We start from the raw sequence: 16,055 nt of genomic DNA, 5'->3' as shown, positions 1-16,055 counted from the left end.
CGTCAGCTCACCAGCTGGTAGATGGACTGCAGGTCGGGTGCGTCGAGCAGCTCGGTCACGCTGAGCGGCTGTCCGGACCGGCCTTCGAGGGCCACGACCAGTGACAGCAGGTGCACCGAGTCCCAGCCGGGCAGCTCCGACAGGCTGAGTGCCGCGTCCTCGACCGTGACCGGCAGGCCGAGTTCGTCGTGGACGAGCGCGATGAAGTCTTCGAGGCGCCTCATGCCGGTTCCCCTTCCGAGATGTCGATGCGGATGTGCGCCGGCGGCGGCGGAAGTTCGCCGAGGTCGTGCCGGAAGATCACCTGATCGCCGTACTCGGCCACCCGGACGAAACCGTTGCGCGGGTAGAAGTCCGCGACGCGCCGGTTCCGCGCGGTTTCCCGGTACGCCCCCAGCACCAAGGCCGCTCCCGCGTCGCGGGCGTGCCGCAACACCCAGGCCAGGCACGCCTCCTCGATGGACCGGGAGAAGACCCGGCAGCTGAGCAGGAAGTTGTCGATCCACATCCGGTCCTCCTCGCGGCGGGTGAAAATCACGCCGACCAGGCCCTGATCGCCGAACCGGTCCTCCGCGTGGATCACCAGCGGCGCCGTGGCCGGATCGGCGGTCAGCTCCCGCACTTCGGGGGGCTGCAGGCGTGCGCCGGTCAGGTTGAACTGGTTGGTGCGCAACGTAAGCTGCGAAACACGCGGCAGCTGCGCCGCCGTCGCGGGCCCGATCCGCACCCGGATTCCCAGCTCCCGCAAGTAGTCCTCGGTCGAGGCGACGCGGTCCAAGAAGCCGCGACGGGCCACTTCGTCGCGGTAGCGGCGAACCCGCGCCGTGTCGTCGGCGGTCAGCTCGCGCGTGTCGAACCAGCCGTCGCGTGCCAGATTCCTGATGTGCCAGGCCGGTTCCGAGTCCACCTCGACGACGGCCACCCCGGGTAACTCGCGCCGGACCAGCTCCCGTTCGAAGGGCGAATCGTCGACGAAGACGAAGCTGTCCACCGACAGCTCCAGGTCCCCGGCCAGCCGGCGCAGGTTGTCGTGTTTGGCCTCCCAGTTGGCGACGATCGCCACGAAGTCGGTCTCCTTGAGCACGGTATCCGGGTGTTCGCGGAACACGCGCGCGACCAGCTCGGGCTCGTTCTTGCTGACGACGGCGAGCAGCACGCCCTGCGCGCCGAGCTGCTTGACGACCCGCTGGAACGCGGCGAACGCCGCGCCGCGCCGGGTGCCCCCCAGGTCGACACCGGTTACGCCGGTCTCGCCGAGAACGCCGCCCCAAAGGGTGTCGTCCAGGTCCAGCACCACGCACTTCTTCGTGTGCCCGACCAGATGGCGGATGAGGTGCCCGACCTCGACCGCGTACGCGCCGAGCAGTTCCTCCCCGAGATGGGCCTTCGCGTAGAGGCTGAGCCGCTCGTCCCGAACGGCGACGCCCTCGGAAACGAGCGGCTCGAGGTCGAGTACGACGACCGACGGATGCTTCTCGGCGAGCCTCAGCAATCGGATGTTGGCCTCGCGCCACACCGAGCCGAGCCTGGCGCGGGAACGATGGTCGACCAGCGCCGCGGTGTGCCGGCGTAGCAACGGCAGGGTATTCAGCGCCAGGGTGCCGCGACCGGCCTGGTCGAACCGCTCGGCGATCCGCTCGATCAGCCCGATCCGGCCCGCCGCGGCCCGCGCCACGTCCTCCGGCCGCCACGGCACCGGGACGTCATCGAACACCACGTCCGGGTCGAGCACGCACAGCACCAGGTCGGGCCGCGCCCGGTTGACCTCGCTGTCGGGATCCAGCAGATCCACCACGTAGCTGTCGAAGGATGTCGGCACCGGCCGCAGCACCATCCGGTGCCGGGCGAGCTGGGCGGTCAGTGCGGGGATCACCGCGGCGAGCGTCCCGTGCCCGGTGATGCCGACGGTCACGATCGGCATCACCGGGTTCTCCCGGGAGATCCCAGCCGGGTCGAGCCGGGCCAGCAGGCGCCCGGCCCGGATCAGGTCCCGCCCGGTGAGCCGGTCGACCAGCTCACCGGCCCTGAGGTATTCGGCGGCCAGCCGTCCCGCCTCGGCCAGTTCTTTCAGCTCCGCGACCGGATCGTCGGCGGGTGCGGCATTTCTGCGGGATTCCACGCGCACGTCAGACCCCCGGTGGCGGCGGCGTGCCGCCCGCCAAGATCCGCAGTGGCGGGGGTCCCGGCGGCGGCCCCGGCGGGGGCCCGCCTTCGGGCGAGCCGGGCGGTGGTCCCGGTGGGCGGCTGAAGGACACCCCGGCTCCGGCCGGCGGGGCAAAGCCGTCTTCCGGTCCGGGCCGCACTTGCAGCACCGGCTCCCCGGCGGCCTCGGCGCCGCCGGGGCGGGCGAACTGCGTGTGGTAGAGCTCGGCGTACAATCCTTCTGCTGCAAGCAGTTCCTCGTGCGCGCCGCGCTCGCGGATCTCGCCGTTCTCCACCACCAGGATCAGATCGGCCTCGCGGATGGTGGACAGCCGGTGCGCGATCACCAGCGAGGTCCGGCCGGCCAGCGCGGTCTTCAGCGCGCGCTGCACCGCGGCCTCGGACTCCGAATCCAGGTGCGCGGTGGCCTCGTCCAGCACCACCACGGACGGTGCCTTGAGCAGCAACCGTGCCAGCGCGATCCGCTGCTTCTCGCCGCCGGAAAACCGGTAACCCCGATCGCCGACGACCGTGTCGAAACCGTCGGGCAGCTGGGAAAGCAGGCCCCAGATCTGCGTCGCTTCGCACGCCTCGATCAAGTCCTGTTCGGTGGCGTCCGGCCGCGCGTAGAGCAGGTTCGCGCGGATCGTGTCGTGGAACAGATGGGCGTCCTGGGTGACCATGCCCACGGTCTCGCGCAGCGAGTCCAGCGTCACGTCCCGTACGTCGATTCCGCCGATGCGCACCGTCCCGGAGTTCGGGTCGTACAGCCGGGGCACCAGGTGCGTCAGCGTGGTCTTGCCGGCACCCGACGGTCCGACGAGCGCGGTGAGCTTCCCGGCGGGCGCGGTGAACGAGATGTCCGTGAGTGCCCAGGCGTCGCCCTTGCGCTCTCGCGTGGGCAGCGCGATCGACTCGAGCGAGGCGAGCGACACGTCGGCGGCCGCCGGGTAGCGGAACGAGACCCGCTCGAACTCCACCGCCGGCGCGAGGCCGTCGTTCCCGGCGCGACGCGGCAGTGCCACGGCGCCCGGCTTTTCCTCGATCAGGGGTTTGAGGTCGAGCACCTCGAACAGCCGGTCGAAGCTGACCAGCGCGGTCATCACGTTGGCCTGCACGCTGGACAGCTGGTTGATCGGCCCGAACAGCCGGATGAGCAGCAGGGCCAGCGCCATCAGCGTGCCGATCTCGAACGCGCCGTGGATGGCCAGCACGCCGCCGACGCCGTACACCACCGCGGTGGCGACCGCGGCGAGGAAGGTCAGCGTGACCAGCAACATCTTGGTGTAGACGTTGAGCACCACGCCGACATCGCGTACCCGGCCGGCCTGGCGGCGGAAAGCCGCCGACTCGGCCGCCGACCGCCCGTAGAGCTTGGCCAGCAGCGCGCCCGCCACATTGAACCGCTCGTGCATGAGCTGGCCCATGTCCGCGTTGAGCTCCATGGACTCGCGCACGCAGCGCTGCATCCGCCTGCCGATGAACCGGCCGGGCACGACGAACAGCGGCAGCACGAGCACGGCGAAGATCGTGATCTGCCAGGACAGTGCCAGCATGGTGCCGAGCACCACCGCCAGCGCCAGCACGCTGGAGACGACCGTCGACAGCAGCGTGGTCAGCGCGTTCTGGGCGCCGACCACGTCGGTGTTGAGCCTGCTGACCAGTGCGCCGGTCTGCGCCCTGGTGAAGAACGCCAGTGGCTGCCGCTGGACGTGTTCGAAGACCTGCGTCCGCAGGTCGTAGATCATGCCCTCGCTGATCCGGCCGGAGAGCAGGCTCTGCCCGAACTGGGAGGCCAGTTCCACCAGTGCGAGACCGACCATGCCGACCGCCACCGTGACGACGACCGCGGTTCTTCGCGGCAGGATGCCGTCGTCGATGACGACGCGCAGCAGCAGTGGATTCGCCGCGGTGATCCCCGCCTCCACGGCGGTGACCAGCAGGAGGAACGCGATTCGCCAGCGGTACGGCTTCGTGTACGGAAGAATCCGCTTGACGATGCCCGGCTTGAGCTGCCGGCGCTCGCCTTCCGATTCCTCACCCATTCCGTGCATGACAAACTGAGGCCCCGCACCGCCGATCATGAGATCAGAACCTCCCTCGTCGTTGACTGTTCACGTCATTCGGCGCGTTCGTACTGCTTCATTTCCTCGATGAGGCTCTTCGGACGCATGTCCGTCCAGTTTTCCTCGATGTAGTCGAGGCAGGCTTTCCTTGTGTCCTCGCCAAAAACGATCTCCCAGCCCTCCGGGACCTCGGCGAACGTGGGCCACAGGGAATACTGGCCCTCATCGTTGATCAATGCGTAGAAGACACCGTCTTCGTCGTCGAACGGGTTCACCCGAGCACTCCTCTCAGCAGATCTGGCACAACACTAGCCAGCCGGGATCCGGGCGGGAAATCCGTCCAACTGACAAATTCGCTCCACACAAGGGAAGTACCGCTGCCGGGCCGCCGTCGACGGCGAAATCGACGACCGCCTCGCAAGATCCACGACCCGTGTCAATCCAAAAAGGACATTCGGCAGGCCGGCCGGGCCCGCAGCACCATGAAGTAGGCGCCCGATCAGTCGTCGGTCCACACCGGACTGCGTTTTTCGCGAAAAGCTCTGACGCCTTCGACCCGGTCATTACCGCGCAAGCGCCGCTCTTCCCAGGCGTACCGCGTCGAAAAGGCGCGATCCAGTGGCATGTCGAGCGAAGCCAGCACGGCCTCCTTGATCGCCCGCACCGACAACGGCGCGCTGCGCACCAGATCGCGGGTCCATTCTTCGACGCAGTCGTCGAGCTGCCCCGGCGGAACGACGTCGTTCACCAGACCGAACCGGAACGCGGTGTCCGCGGTCATCCGGCGGCCGGTGAGCAGATATCCCAGCGCGAGGTTCACCGGCAGTTTCCTGGCGAGCCGGAATCCGCCGCCGGCGCCGGGCACCAGGCCGAGCGTGGCCTCCGGCAGCCCGAACACCGCCCGGTCGGAGGCGACGATGATGTCGCAGGCCAGCGCGAGCTCGAACCCGCCGCCCAGCGCGTACCCGTCGACCCGCGCGACAACGGGTTTCGCCATCGCGAACCGTTCGGTGAGCCTGGGCCAGCCGGGCTGGCCCCGGCTGCCGAATGTCGTCGCCGGGGCTCCTCGCGCGTCAAGGCGGGCTCGTTCTTTCAGGTCCTGTCCGACGGAGAAGGCCCGATCGCCCGCTCCGCCGAGCACCGCGACCCGCACCTGCGCGTCGGCCTCGACGTCGTCCCAGATCTCGGCGAGTTCGCGATGGGTCCGGTGGTCCAGCGCGTTGAGGACCTCCGGCCGGTTCAGGGTCACGTACGCGACGTGGTCCTTCTTCCGGTAGCTGACCCGGGTGTCGGTCATCGGCCGCCGAACCGCCACACCTTGTCGAGCACGTCGTCCGCGTAGAGCCGCAGCGCCTGTTCGAGCGCGAATTCCGCCATATAAAGCCGAAACTGCTCGACCGGCTCCTCGGCGAGGTGCAGCATCCGCCGGTTGGGCACGACTGCGGGACCGCGCAGCGCCGCGGCGGCGCGTTCGACGGCGGCGTCGACTTCCGCAGGCGGCACCACCTCGTCGATCAGCAGCCGCGCGTCCGGCTCGGTCGCCTCGATCTTGCGGCCGCCGAGGATGACCTGGCTGGCCAGTCTCGCCCCGGCGATCCGGGAAAGGCGGAAGTTGGCCGCGCCGGGCACGATGCCCTCCTGGGCCGCCGGCAGGCTGAGATAGGCGTCCGACGCGGCGACGACGTGGTCGAACACCAGCAGCAGCTGCATTCCCCCGCCGATCGCGAAGCCGTCCACCGCGGCCACCCACGGCTTCTGCACCGTGCGCATCGACCACGATTTTTCGTCGGCGCGCAGGCCGCGGACCAGTTTGCTGATGTAGCCGAGTTCGCGGCGCAGCAGGAAGTCCACCAGCGAGATCTGCCCCGCGTGCAGGCTCTTGAGGTTGACGCCGGCGCTGAAGACCCGCTTGCCGGCGTAGCGCGGATGGCTCATCACGCCGCCGCGCAGCACCGCCACCTCGATCGACGGGTCCAGCAGCACCAGGTCGACCGCGGTCTCCATGTCCTCGACCTGCCGGCAGTCCTCCGCGTTGAGGCAGTCGTCGCGGACCATGGTCAGGTGGGCGACGCCGGCCCGCCGCTCGACGCGCACCGAGCCGGTGTCCAGTACCCCGGTCCGGCGGAACTCGCCGAGCAGCCGCCGTGCCCGCACGGTCGGGCGCAGCATCGCGTCGAGCAGGTGGGCACCGGCGCGGGGCGAGCGCAGGATGCCCCGCAGGAAAATGCCCTGGTCGATCTCGTGCCCTTCCTTGCTCGCCTGCGGCCGGGCACGTTCGGCTGCCATCTGCGCGGCCGTGGGCAGTAGGCCGGGCAGCCTTCGCTGGGCCGCGTCGACCAGCTCGGCGAGCCGCAGGCTGTGCGCGTGCCCTTCGGTGAGGAGGTCGTAGACCGCGTCGGCCTGCCGGCCGATGAATTCCGCCCGCACGGCGCGCACCGCGTCCAACCCCGCCGTGGCGGTGACTTGTTGCCGCGCGTTGCGGACGCTGCGCGCTGGAAGCGTTTCCAGCAGGCGGTCGGCCCGCGCGGCCGCCTCCGCGACCGAAGCGTGCTCGCGCGCCAGGTTCGTGCCCGCGAGAGGCGACTGCCGCAGGTTCGTCCCGGCCATCACGACACGACTCCCGGCGAGCTCCGGCGGAGTGCCCGGTCGCAGGCCGCGAGGTGCACGCCGAGAGCGTCCTCGAAGCTCGTCGCGACGGCGTCGTGGATCAGCTGCCGCCTGATCGCGAGTTCCCTGCCCGGCACGGCGGCGAGCTCTTCGGTCACTTCGGCCAGCAGGGCGGCCGGGTCCTCGGCGACCTCGTGCAGCAGGCTCAGCGTTACGGCCTCGCCGGCCTCGATCGGATGTCCGAACAGCACCGCCCGGCGCACCGCGGCGATTCCCGCCTGCCGGGCCAGCCGGTAGGTGGCCATGCCGGGCCAGCTCACCCCGTCCTCGACCGGCACCACCAGCCGTGTGTCCGGCGCGGCGATCCGGTAGTCGGTGGCCAGCAGCACGTCGAGCGCGAGTCCACCGAGGTCGCCCTCGGCCACCGCGACCGTGATCGCGCCGAGCCGCTCCAGCCGCCGCACCGCCCGTTCCCATTTGCTGACCAGAGCGACGTCGGCGCCACCGGTCCACGACGTCACCGGCGCGCCGGACATCCGGATCGGCACCGCACCGGTACCGTCGTGTGCCTCGGTGTGCGCGCACAACTCCTCGACGGCCTTCACCGCGTCGATCGAAAGCGGCACCGTACCGTCGATCCGCAGGGTGAGACCTTCGTTCAGCGCACCGTTCCAGGACATCCGCGCGATCCCCTTCCGGTTCACCACTGGACGAGCGCCGTCTCGATGGTGCTGCCCGGGCCCATGGTCATCAGCACGCCGTAGTCGCCGGGGGCGAGCACACATTCCGCGAGCAACCGCCGGTAGGAGAACAGGAACGAGCAACTCGAGACGTTGCCGTAGTCCCGCAGGACGCCGGTGGTGTGCCGCACGTCGTGCCGGGTGAGGCCGAGGTTGACCGTGACCGCGTCGATCACCTTCTTTCCTCCGGAGTGGACGATCCACTGACTGATGTCCGCTCGCCGCAGGCCGGTGTTCTCGAGCAGCCGGTCCACCACGGTTTCCGCGTTCGCCCCGACGACGTAGGGAATCCGCGGGTCCAGATAGAAGCTGAACCGGGTGAGGTCGTCGTCCCAGTCGTAGCGCATCGCGTCGACCGCGTCCGGGATGATGTAGCTGGCGAACTTGAGGATCCGAGCGCCGGGCCGCTCTGCCGGGAGGCCGTTCGCCGGAACACTGTCGGCCCGCAAAGCCACCGCGGCCGCACCGTCGCCGAAAAGGCTGTTGACGACAGCGGTGCGCATCGTGGAATCCATGGCGTATGCGGCGGAACAAGCCTCCGAACACAGGACTACCGCCAGTTCGCCGGGATTCGCGACGGACCACCCCGACACCACGTTGAGCGCATTGAGCCCGGCGTTGCAGCCCATCCCCACGATGTCAGAACGGCTGCAGTGCCGGTCGATGCCGAGTTCCCGGATGATCAGCGCGCTGAGCCCCGGCGTGAGGAAACCGGTCGACGTGACGCAGCACAGGTGCCGCAGGTCGGTCAGCTCGGCGCCCGCGTCGCGCAGGCATGCACGCAGCGCCCTGATCCCCATTTCCACGGCGCTGGCCTTGTGCTTGGCGAGCAACGTGCCCTGCGACTCGACCGCGCGGCGGCCGTCGGCGTCGCGGGGTGGCAGTACCAGATGGCGCTTGCCGATGGCGCTGTTGAGGAAGACCGACCGCACCTTTTCGTCGACCATGCCCAGGGAGTCCAGCACCTCCTGCTGCGTGTAGGAGGTTTCCGGAACCGCGGTTCCGACACCGAGCATGCCCGCCCGGATCGGCGGCCGGAATTCCCGCTCCAGTTCTTCCGGCAGGGTCGCCGTTCTTTCCAGTTCGACCGTCATCGGAATTTCCACCCCCACATGCGGACCTTGCCGCGGACAAGCAGTCCGAGCTGCGTCTCGGTCATCTGCGCAACCTGCCCTTCCCGTCTTCCTGTTGTTCCGATTCCCGTGTCTGACGTGCTGTTTCCGCCTCGACGAACCGGGCGAGGCGTGCGACACCGTCCGCTATCTCGCGGTCGGTCAGGTAGCTGATCGACAGCCGGATCTCCCGCTCGCCGCCGCCCGCCGGGTAGAAATACGACATCGGTGTCCAGATGACGCCGAATTCCTCCGCTGAGCGGTTCAATGCCGCGTTGTCGGCGGGAAAACCGACCCGCAAAGTCACGAAGAACCCGCCGCTGGGCCTGTTCCAGCGGACGCACAGGCGTTCTCGGGCCTCCACCGGGAAATGCCGGTCGAGCTGATCCAGCGTCCGCCGCATCGCGTGGCCGTAGTGAGCCGACGTGTCCCTGTTGAGGTCGGCCAAGTGGCCGTCGGAGGCCAGCAGCGCACCGGCCACCGCGGCCTGCGACAGCGACGAGGTGTTCACCGTGATCATGCTCTTGACCTTGGCGAGCTGATCGGCCAGCAGGCCGGATCGCCCGTCCGGCAACGTCACCCGCTGGTCCGCGACCACATAGCCCACGCGAGCGCCGGGGAAGACCGTCTTCGCGAACGAACCGAGCTGGATCACCCGCCGCTCGCGGTCGAGACTCTTCAGCGCCGGCACCCTGGCACCGGCGCTCACCAGCCGGTATGGACTGTCCTCCAGCACGAGCAGGTCGTACCGCGCGGCGAGGTCGAGCAGCGCGCGCCGCGCGGGCAGTGGCATCGTGGTGCCGGACGGGTTCGAGTGGTCCGGGATGACGTACACCGCCCGGGGCCGTCGCCCGCGGGCGATCTCGGCACGGACCGCGGACTCCACATCCACAGTGGACAGACCATTTTCCCTTTCGTCGACCGGAACCACGGGCACGTCCAGTAACCGGGCAGCGCCGGTGATCCCGACGTAGCAGGGACTCGAGACCAGTAGCACGTCGTCGAGGCCCGCCATGATCGCGCGCAGGACGAGGAACATCGCCTCCTGGCACCCCACGGTGACCACGATCGACTCGGGCGCGACGTCGACCCCCTCCTCGGCCCGCAGCGAAGCGGCGATGAGGTCCCGGATCTGGCCGGCGGTCGGGCCGTACTGGAACATCGCGTCGCGGATCTGTGCCGGGGTGGCGCCCTCGGCGGCGAGGTGGTCGAGATACCGGCGCAGGTAGACGAAAATCTGCTCGGTGTCGAAGAACCCGTCATACGGGCGGCCCGGCGCGAAGGAGATCGCGTCCGCGTGGCGGACCGTGATCTCGTTGAGGAAGTTCATCGTGTCCATGACCGGGTCGGCCACGCCCGCGTACAGATCCGCCGGGGGCGCCGCGCGCCGGGACACCGGCGCCTCGTGCGTCAGATCCCGCGGCACGCCGGACGTCGACGCGACGCCGCCGAGGACCATCGCGTCGGTGAGTTCCTCGATGAGCAATTCGAGCACGTGCAGCACGCCCGCGCTGCCGTCTACCGCGAGACCGTGCAGGACCGGGCGTCCCAGCAGGACGGCGTCGGCGCCGAGCGCGAGGGCGGTCAGCACGTCCGTACCCCGCCGGACGCCCCCGTCGAGCAGCACCGGGCAGGCGCCGCCCACCGCGCCGACGACGCCGGGAAGCGCGTCGAGTGCCGCGACCGTTCCGTCGAGCTGCCTGCCGCCGTGGTTGGAAACGATCACCCCGGCGGCTCCGGCCTCGACCGCGCGGCCCGCGTCGACCCCGGTCAGGACACCCTTCACCAGGACCGGCAGCCGGGTGCTCGCGCGCAGCCGGCCGATGACGTCCCAGTCCACTGTGGAATCGAATTCCGTGAGAGCGTGCGAGGCGGGATCCGCGTAACCGTCGGCACCGTCGAGGTTGGCCGGTGTGATGCCGGCCGGCAGCCGGAACCCGTTGCGCAGGTCGCGCAGGCGCCTGCCGAGCCGCGGTGCGTCCACGGTGAGCACCACGGCTTCGAACCCGGCGGCTTCGGCCCGTGCCACCAGCCGCGCGGTCGTGGCGCGGTCACGGAAGCAGTACAGCTGCAACCACAGCGGCGCCGAGGCGTGCGCGGCGAGTTCAGCGAAGGGCCGCCCGGCGAAGGCGCTGACGATGACCGGCAGGCCGACATGCCCCGCGGCGCGCACGGTCGCGGTTTCCCCGGCGGGACAAGCAAGTGTCTGGTAGGCCATCGGGGCAATCGCGATCGGCGCCGCCCAGTCGTGGCCGAACAGTTCGGTGGCAAGCCGTGGTTCGACGACCCCGGACAACATCGACGGGCGGATCCGTATCCGGTCGAAGGCCTCGAGATTCGCCGCGACGGTACGTTCGTGGCCCGCGCCGCCCTCGAAGAAATCCCACACCGGCGGATCGAGCCGTTGCCATGCCAGGTGTGCGTAGTAGGCGAGGGTGGGAGCGGACGGCGGCTGCGTCCCGATCGTCGAATCACTCATCTGCTGTCCGTTTCCCGGCGAATTACCTGCTGGTCTATGGCTATCTTCGAGTGGAACCGTGGTGCCGGGCAACTGTCACCCGTGTTTCTCCCCGAAAGAATTCGACAATCGCGCGGTTGACGGATTCCGGTTCTTCGACAAGACCGAAATGACCGCATCCGTCGATCTCGCGGTAAACCGCGCCGGGGATCGCTTCGGCCACCTCACGGCACAGATCCGGGGAGGTGAGCACGTCCTCGCCGAAGGCGAGCACCAGTGTTTCCGTGCCGATTTCACGGTATTCCGCACGCCGGTCCGGTATCTGGTCGAGTTCGAGCTGCGACCGGCTCTGCGTGGAATTCTCTATCGACATCTCGAACAGGTCGAGCCAGTTCCGCACCTGCTGGTCGTCACGCCGCGTCCGGCGGGAAAACGACTGGTACACACGCATCGCCGCTTCGTAGCGCGGGAGCAGTTTCACCCCGGCGTCGAACATCGCCAGTTCGGCCTCGGCGTGTGCGGCGCCCAGCGCGTCGGTCCGGGCCCTGGTCGCCATCAGCACCGCCTGCCGCACGAGATCCGGCCGGGCCAGCAGCAGTTCCTGGGTCACGATCGCGCCCAGGGAGAACCCGACGACCCGGCACGGGCCCGCGTCCAGGGTTTCGATCAGCGCGGCCGCGTCCCGCACCAGATCGTCGAGCGTGAACCCTTCGGGGCAGCGGTCGCTCGGCGGCACCCCGCGGTTGTCGACCGTGATGACCCGGTATCCCGCGGCGACGAGCGCCGGCACCTGGTGCGCACGAAAGATCGCACCCCGCGCACCCGTGCCGGGAATGAGCAGAACGCTCGGTCCTGTTCCGTAAACGTCGTAACCGAGGTTGATTCCATTGATCCGGGAAACCGGCATCCGCCGCCTCCAGTGCGTACCAGATCGATCACCTGATGAAACTCCCGTGAAACCAGTTTCTGAGCATCCTGGACCAGCACGATCCCCAGGGCGTCAACAGTCAACATCGGAACGGTGATCTCGATTTCACGCCATCTCCGTGGTCCCGTCGATCCCGTCGGCCAGGGTGTCCCAGATCCGGCCGCATTCCATGGCCAGCCTGGCCACGGTTCCGCGGCAATGCGCGGGAACACTTTGCGCGAGGCGATCCCACATCTCGGTCTCGGCGAGGTGAGCCATGAAGATCCGCAACAACGCGGTACCCGCGGCGGATTCGCGGAATCCGCGATCTGCCTGGAGCCGGCGCACCAGCGAACTGGTGTCGGCGGCGCTCAGACCGCCGAGTTGCTTCCCCGCCGGTGGCGGAGACTCCCCCTCCCCCTCCTCCGCCACCGGCACCGGATTTCCCCGCCGCTGGTCCGGAACCGGGTTCCGTCCGTCGGTCAGCCTGTTCTTCACGTCCCGCACCGTTTCCGGCGATATCCCGGCGAGCTGGGCGACCTGCCGCAGGGACAGTTCCGGCCGGGTCACCAGTATTTCCGCGGCCGCGCGCCTGCCGCGCGCGCCGTCGACCGGCCGGAGCCTGCCGTCCGCGCCACGCCGGGCCGAAGTCAGGTGAGAGGCGGCCGAGCCGGCCCGCAGTTCCGCGACGGTCCGCGCGGAAATCCCGACCGCCGAGGCGATCGCACGGTCCGACCAGGCCGGCCGCGTCAGCAGGATGCGCGTCGCCGCGGCCATGCGTTCCCGCCGCGACAACGGCAGTCCGTGGGTGGTGTTCAAACTCACCGCGAGCACGAAGGCGGCGTCGGAGTCCCCGTCGAAGAACCGCACATCGATCACCTCCGCACCGCGCTCCCGTGCCGCGGCGAGCCGATGCATCCCGTCGATGACCCGCATGGTTTCGCGGTGCACCACGATCGACGGCAACGTGTCGTCTATCGACGCCAGGAGGTCGACGTGCTCCGGGTCGACACCCCCGATCCGCGGCGAATCCGCGACGCCGATGTCGTCGATGGGTACCTGTACCACTTCCTCTTGCCTGCCGTCATGGCATGGCAGTCCGAGCGTCACCGCCGTACACCTCTCCCCTCGATACCGCGGCCTGTCTTCGAAACTCACGCGACGCCGGTCGCCGTCCCCGCACCGGCGACGAGGCGCTCATGGGCGCCTCGACCTGGTCGCCGCGTCGCCGTGCCGGTCGACCGCCTCGTACAGCGCCTTGATGTTGTTGCTCCCGAAGGTCCGCGCTCCCCGGCGGTCGATCAGCTCGTAGAACAACGTCCGCCTCGGGTGCTCGGTCTCGGTGAAGATCTGCAGGATGACGCCCTGCGGATCGCGGTCGGCGAGGATGTCCAGCTCGCGCAGCGTGGACACCGGCACGCCGACCTCGCCGAGCCGGTCGCCGAGCACGTCGTAGTAGGCCGGCGGCGTGGTCAGGAACCGCACACCCGAGGCGGACACCGTGCGCACCGCGGTGACGATGTCGCCGGTCAGCAGGGCGACGTGCTGCACGCCGGCGCCGCCGTGCGCCGCGATGAACGCGTCGATTTGCCCGGGGTCGCGAGTCGTGTCGGGTTCGATGATGGTGAAGGTGACCGCGCCGGAGGCGTTCTGCACCACCTTCGAGTTCATCGCCTGCGTGCCGACCCGGATCTCCTCCTCGAACGTCTGGGCCAGGCCGAACACGTCCTGGTAGCGGCGCACGGTTTCGTCGAGCTCTCCGGCGGGCACGAGCACCGCGATGTGATCAAGCCGCTCGAACAGGCCTCCCCCGGCGCGCACGGTGCCGTCCTCCTCGATCCGGCCCGGCGCGAACGGCCCGCCGGGCTTGGTGCGTGAGGTGAAGCGGTGCTCGACGTCGCCGAAGCCGTTCACCGAAGCAAAGGTGACTCCGGCGCCGTCGAGTTCCATGGTGTCGGGCGGTGCCACGGGGATCGCCCCGCGTTCCACCGCGGCGGCGAAGGCGGCTGCCGCATCCAGGACCGAGAGCCCCACGACGGCGACGCCTTCGCCGTGCTTGCGCACGTATTCCGCCGCCCGGTGGTCCGTTTCGATCGCCGAAGTGATCAGCAGCGTGATTTCGTGCTGTACCAACAGGATCGACCGGCAGCCGGGGAGGCCGGTCTCCGGTCCGCCGCGCCCCCGGACCGCGAAACCGTAGGATTCGCACAGCCGCAACGCCGTGAGATCCGCGTTTTCGACGAACAGCTCGAGGTGATCGATCGTGGTGATCTCCATTGACAACCCTTCATGGTTACGTGGTTCCGGCCCGTGGAACGTGCCGGGTACCGTCGTCGACACCATTCGAACCGAATATCCGGCCTGCCGTCCAACCGTCCGAATGCAGCACTTGGACAGGTATTAGCCGAGCGAGACGGTGTCCTTCTCTTCCACCTGAACGCCGAACTCGGACCAGTGCACCGCGCACTGCCGGGCCAATAACGCGACCGTGCCACGGTTGCGTGGTGGGATACTTTCCACAATTCGCGCCCAGTCGTCATTCCTAACCAGATGCAAGTGGAGCAAACGCAACAGAGCCCGGCCGGCGACGGTGAACCGGAGCGCCGGATCGGATTTCAGTTGCTCGACCGCGGCGGCGAGCTCCGGGCCCGCGTGACCGTTCTCCGGCGTGGCGCCGAACGCGTTCCCCGGCCGATCACCCCGCACCGGCCCGCCGCCGTCCGCCGGCCCCGCCGGGCTTTCCTCGCACCGCAGCCGCTGACGCAACCGGCGCACCGTCTCCGGCGAAAGCCCCGCGGCCCGCGCGACCCGCCGCAGCGACAGGCCGGGGTCCGCGGTGATCAGTTCGGTGGCGATCCGCCGCCCCTCCGACGGGTCGACCGGGCGCACCTTGCCGTCCTTGCCGATCCTGACCTCGCCGGGGGCCGGCACGCCGAAGATCTTCCGCCGGATCTCGTCGACGGTACCCGACGAGATACCGGCCGTGGCCACCATTCTCCGCGTCGACCAGTCCGGATGCGTGCGCATGATGCGTTCCGCGGCGCGCTTGCGGTCCGCGATCGACAACGGCTTGCCGTGGCCGATGTTGGTGCGGACGGCCAGCACGAAGGCGTCGTTCGCATCCCCCTCGAAGAAGGTCACCGCGATCGTTTCGCGTCCGTTGCGCTTGGCTGCCGCGAGCCGGTGCGCGCCGTCGATCACCCACATCGTAGGACGATGCACGATGATCGGCGGCAGCTCTTCGACGACGGAAGCGAGTACTTTGACGTGCTCGGGATCCACACCGGAGGTGCGTGGTGAGCCGTCGACCGACAGTCCACTGACGGGCACTTCGACAACTACCGGCAGCAATCCCTGCCCGCTCTGTCCGGAATCCATTGGACACCCTCCCTCGTGACCGGATCAGCTGTGGTCCGCACGCGGTTCGCAGGGTGTACCGCAGCATGCGACCGACCGGCGATTGCCGAATTCGCCGGTTCAATCACGGTTTTTACGCGTACTACTATTCGACGCGATCAACTTCCGCGCCGCGGCACGTTTGTACCTGTTCATCGATAACTGCTGGTGACCACCCCAGGATTTCCCCACAGGAAAGCTCTATTCGATCACTTCACAGTCACCGAGAGCCGCATCCCCTAACCGCGGTCACCATTTTATCATCGGCCCAAGAGTATGAACAAGCAGCAGATCGCGAATAGGCATAATGGCTTCCCGCACAACCACCGTCCGGGTGAACACCGGCCTGCCCTGGCACCATCCCCTGCCGCCGCGGCCCGATGATCCATTCGCCTGGGCGCGCACCGAGAACCGAAAAGCGTCAGACTCGTTACACCCCGACGGAAAACTGGCCGACTGATGGCGGACAGTCAAAAGTAATGAGCGTTTTCGTCCTGCGGTGAGTTCGTGGTTCTGTAGGACGTGGATGGCTTTGGCGGGTTGTCCGGCGCGCATCGGGGGCGGCAGCGGAGCTTGCGCGGAATGTGCCGGGTTTTGAGTTGGGCGTTGGCGCGGTTGGCGGGTCCG

General features: G+C 68.9%; 13 protein-coding genes and 1 pseudogene. All 14 read right to left on the bottom strand.

Translation table 11 applies throughout. From position 1 onward, the window contains the following. Window positions 1–2: 2 nt before the first annotated feature. Window positions 3–224, bottom strand: a complete 222-nt coding sequence (locus VJT49_RS00895) for an acyl carrier protein (protein WP_324162122.1) — start codon at window positions 222–224, stop codon at window positions 3–5. Next, on the bottom strand, window positions 221–2,125 hold the full coding sequence (locus tag VJT49_RS00890) for an HAD-IIIC family phosphatase (RefSeq protein WP_324162120.1): 1,905 nt from the start codon (window positions 2,123–2,125) through the stop codon (window positions 221–223). Before VJT49_RS00890 ends, VJT49_RS00895 begins: the two co-directional genes overlap by 4 nt. Window position 2,126: 1 nt before the next feature. Further along, window positions 2,127–4,187: an ABC transporter ATP-binding protein gene (locus VJT49_RS00885; RefSeq protein WP_324162118.1), complete on the bottom strand. Its 2,061-nt coding sequence runs from the start codon at window positions 4,185–4,187 to the stop codon at window positions 2,127–2,129. A 74-nt stretch (window positions 4,188–4,261) separates the two neighbouring features. Next, the gene (locus VJT49_RS00880) at window positions 4,262–4,483 is read right to left on the bottom strand and encodes an MbtH family protein (RefSeq protein WP_324162115.1); all 222 of its coding nucleotides are present in this window, start codon (window positions 4,481–4,483) and stop codon (window positions 4,262–4,264) included. Between the two features lie 224 nt (window positions 4,484–4,707). Beyond that, complete coding sequence (gene dpgD / locus VJT49_RS00875; RefSeq protein WP_324162113.1) at window positions 4,708–5,505, bottom strand: enoyl-CoA-hydratase DpgD; 798 nt, start codon at window positions 5,503–5,505, stop codon at window positions 4,708–4,710. After that, on the bottom strand, window positions 5,502–6,815 hold the full coding sequence (gene dpgC, locus VJT49_RS00870; protein ID WP_324162111.1) for a (3,5-dihydroxyphenyl)acetyl-CoA 1,2-dioxygenase DpgC: 1,314 nt from the start codon (window positions 6,813–6,815) through the stop codon (window positions 5,502–5,504). Before dpgC ends, dpgD begins: the two co-directional genes overlap by 4 nt. Further along, window positions 6,815–7,495 carry an enoyl-CoA-hydratase DpgB gene (gene dpgB / locus VJT49_RS00865; RefSeq protein WP_324162109.1) on the bottom strand — a complete coding sequence of 227 codons (681 nt, stop codon included), beginning with the start codon at window positions 7,493–7,495 and terminating at the stop codon, window positions 6,815–6,817. The genes dpgC and dpgB overlap by 1 nt, the downstream gene beginning before the upstream one ends. Window positions 7,496–7,515: 20 nt before the next feature. Then, a complete protein-coding gene (gene dpgA / locus VJT49_RS00860) occupies window positions 7,516–8,649 on the bottom strand; it encodes a 3,5-dihydroxyphenylacetyl-CoA synthase DpgA (RefSeq protein ID WP_324162108.1) in 1,134 nt (377 codons plus the stop codon). Window positions 8,650–8,710: 61 nt separating this feature from the next. Beyond that, window positions 8,711–11,146, bottom strand: coding sequence for an aminotransferase class I/II-fold pyridoxal phosphate-dependent enzyme (locus VJT49_RS00855; protein WP_324162106.1), 2,436 nt, complete (start codon window positions 11,144–11,146; stop codon window positions 8,711–8,713). Window positions 11,147–11,186: 40 nt separating this feature from the next. Further along, entirely contained in the window at window positions 11,187–12,032 is an 846-nt protein-coding gene (locus VJT49_RS00850) for an alpha/beta hydrolase (RefSeq protein WP_324162104.1), read from the bottom strand. A 126-nt stretch (window positions 12,033–12,158) separates the two neighbouring features. After that, window positions 12,159–13,142 (bottom strand): ParB/RepB/Spo0J family partition protein, encoded by a 984-nt coding sequence (locus VJT49_RS00845; protein ID WP_324162101.1) that lies wholly within the window; start codon window positions 13,140–13,142, stop codon window positions 12,159–12,161. Between the two features lie 87 nt (window positions 13,143–13,229). Next, complete coding sequence (gene hppD / locus VJT49_RS00840) at window positions 13,230–14,309, bottom strand: 4-hydroxyphenylpyruvate dioxygenase (protein WP_324162099.1); 1,080 nt, start codon at window positions 14,307–14,309, stop codon at window positions 13,230–13,232. 123 nt (window positions 14,310–14,432) lie between these two features. Continuing rightward, window positions 14,433–15,410 (bottom strand): ParB N-terminal domain-containing protein, encoded by a 978-nt coding sequence (locus tag VJT49_RS00835; protein WP_324162097.1) that lies wholly within the window; start codon window positions 15,408–15,410, stop codon window positions 14,433–14,435. A 510-nt stretch (window positions 15,411–15,920) separates the two neighbouring features. Further along, a pseudogene (locus tag VJT49_RS00830) lies at window positions 15,921–16,055 on the bottom strand (IS5/IS1182 family transposase); the annotation flags it as partial.

The organism is Amycolatopsis sp., assembly GCF_035276945.1.
GTDB lineage: Bacteria > Actinomycetota > Actinomycetes > Mycobacteriales > Pseudonocardiaceae > Amycolatopsis_E.
This window is presented reverse-complemented; position numbering and strand designations above follow the sequence as displayed.